At 63.3% G+C, this 2,386-nt stretch carries 3 protein-coding genes; all 3 read left to right on the forward strand.

Annotated elements, in window-relative coordinates; all coding sequences use genetic code 11:
• A partial coding sequence (gene tnpA, locus IEX53_RS23500; protein ID WP_308429171.1) for an IS66-like element accessory protein TnpA occupies window positions 1-444 on the forward strand: 444 nt, incomplete at its 5' end.
• Window positions 441-797, forward strand: coding sequence for an IS66 family insertion sequence element accessory protein TnpB (tnpB, locus tag IEX53_RS23505; RefSeq protein WP_188826591.1), 357 nt, complete (start codon window positions 441-443; stop codon window positions 795-797). The genes tnpA and tnpB, both read left to right, overlap by 4 nt.
• Window positions 798-865: 68 nt before the next feature.
• Window positions 866-2,386 (forward strand): IS66 family transposase (tnpC, locus tag IEX53_RS23510; RefSeq protein ID WP_188826592.1); only part of this gene is annotated, 1,521 nt, incomplete at its 3' end.

The raw sequence follows: 2,386 nt of genomic DNA on the forward strand, positions 1-2,386 counted from the left end.
ACGGAGGTGATTTGCATGGAGCGAGACGGCAAAAAGGACGTCCAATTGGACGTCTTGAGTGATGGCTATGCCGGCCGGCTGGAGGTAATCGAAGGCCCTACAGGACGGCGGGAGCGTTCGGCTTCGCAGAAGGCAGGGATCGTGGCGGAGAGTTTAATGCCGGGCGTCCGTGTTGCCGATGTGGCGCGCAAGCACGGGGTTACGCGTTGGCAGGTCTATGACTGGCGCAGAAAGTTTGGCCAGAAGCGGGCGGGGTTACCGGATAAGCCGGATCCGGCCCCAGCCTTTGCGGCGCTGATGGTGGAGCAGCCGGCGCCGGCGCAGCCGCCGGCAAGGGACGCCCGCATTGAGATCGTGGTCGGCGACGTCGTGATCCGAACCGGGCCTGATGCCGATGGCGATCATCTGGCGCAGGTAATCCGGGCGGCCAGGATGGCGCAATGATCATATCAGGAGGAGCAGCGCTCAAAGTGTATGTCGCGACGCGGCCGGTCGACTTCCGTAAGGGCCATGACGGGCTCGCCGCCATGGTGCAGGAAATGTTGGGGCTGGATCCGTTCTGTGGCGCGGCCTTCGTGTTCCGCTCGAAACGCGCCGACAGGCTCAAGGTTCTGGTCTGGGACCGCACCGGCATGGTGCTGGTCCACAAGCGCCTGGAAGGCTCGAAGTTCGTCTGGCCGCAGGTGCAGGACGGCGTGATGCGCCTGTCTCCGGCGATGTTTGCGGCCTTGTTCGAAGGGCTGGACTGGCGGCTGGTGCGATCCGAACGGGCGCGCCGGCCGCAACTGGCCGGATGAGTGCGGCAGAGTGACTCGGGTCCATCGTGACCGTGGCGGGATGGCGGTTCATGTGCTTGGAATAGCATATGAATATCGCTGCCCTCGAACAGGAAAACGCACAGCTGAAGGCGCTTCTGGCGCAGACGCAGGCGGAGCTTGCTGCGACTGAGGAAGCGCGTCGCCGGTTGGAGGCGATCGTGGGCGATCTCCAGCGTGAGAAGTTCGGTGCGAAATCCGAAAAGCTGAGCCCGGATCAATATAACCTTCCGCTGGAAGATGTGGAGATCGCTCAAGGTGTGCTCGAGGCTGCGCAGGAAAAGGCGGCAGCAATCGTCAAGGGTAAGGCGACGACCCAGCGTGCGCCAAAGCGCAACCGTGGCCAGTTGCCTGCTCATCTGCCGCGGGTGGAGCGGGTGATCGAACCGGAAAGCCGGCTTTGCCCGTGCGGCTGCGGCGAAATGACGAAGATGGGCGAGGATGTCTCGCAGCGCCTCGACGTCATCCCGGCACAGTTGCGCGTTCTGGTCACCCGCCGGCCGAAATACGCCTGCCGGCGCTGCTCGGGCGCGGTCGTGCAGGCGCATGCGCCGGAACATGTGGTGCCTGGCGGCCTGCCGACCGAGGCGCTCATCGCGCAGGTCGTCGTCGCCAAGTTCGGCGACCATCTTCCCTTTTACCGGCAGGCGGAAATCTTTGCCCGGCAGGGTATCCAGCTCGACCGGGCTACCTTGGGCAACTGGACCGGCCGCGCCTGCTTCCATTTGAAGCCGATCGCCGAGCATATGCGTGAGCATCTGGCCGGAGCCAGCCGCCTGTTCATGGACGAAACCACCGCTCCAGTGCTCGAGCCCGGGAAGGGACAGACGAAGAAGGGCTACTTCTGGGCCATTGCCTGCGATGATCGCGGACATGGCGGCACCAGCCCACCGATCGTCCTGTTCCGCTATGCGCCGGGCCGCAGCGGCAGCTTTGCCGAAGCGTTCCTGGAAGGCTTCCGCGGGCGGTTCCTGCAATGCGACGGTTATGAAGGGTACGACCGGCTGACCCGCTATCCACGCGCCCCGCAAGGGGGCTGGACGCTCGTCCATTGCTGGAGCCATTTGCGCCGCCGCTTCGTCAAGCAGTTCAAAAACACGAAATCCCCGATCGCTGAAACTGCCATCCGCCAGATCGCCGCGCTTTACGCGATCGAAGAAATCGTTCGCGGCACACCGCCTGAAGAGCGCCTGGCCGCGCGCAAACAGCATTCGGCCCCGATCATAGCGGCATTGAAGCCGTGGTTGGAAAAGCAATTGTCGATGATCTCGTCGGGCTCCAAACTGGCTGAAGCCATCCGTTATGGTCTCAATCACTGGGAGGGGCTGATCCGTTTCCTCGATGACGGACGCCTGGAACTGGACACCAATCCGGTCGAGAACGCCATCAGGCCGGTGGCCCTGACAAGAAAAAATGCATTGTTCGCCGGCCATGAGGTCGGGGCCGAGAACTGGGCCTTGCTCGCATCCATCATAGCCACCTGCAAGCTCAACGGCGTCAATCCGCAAGCCTACATCGCCAAAACTCTGCAAGCCATCCTCGAGGGCCACCCGCAGAGCCGCATCGACGAA

Source organism: Paramesorhizobium endophyticum (genome assembly GCF_014640615.1).
Lineage (GTDB): Bacteria > Pseudomonadota > Alphaproteobacteria > Rhizobiales > Rhizobiaceae > Paramesorhizobium > Paramesorhizobium endophyticum.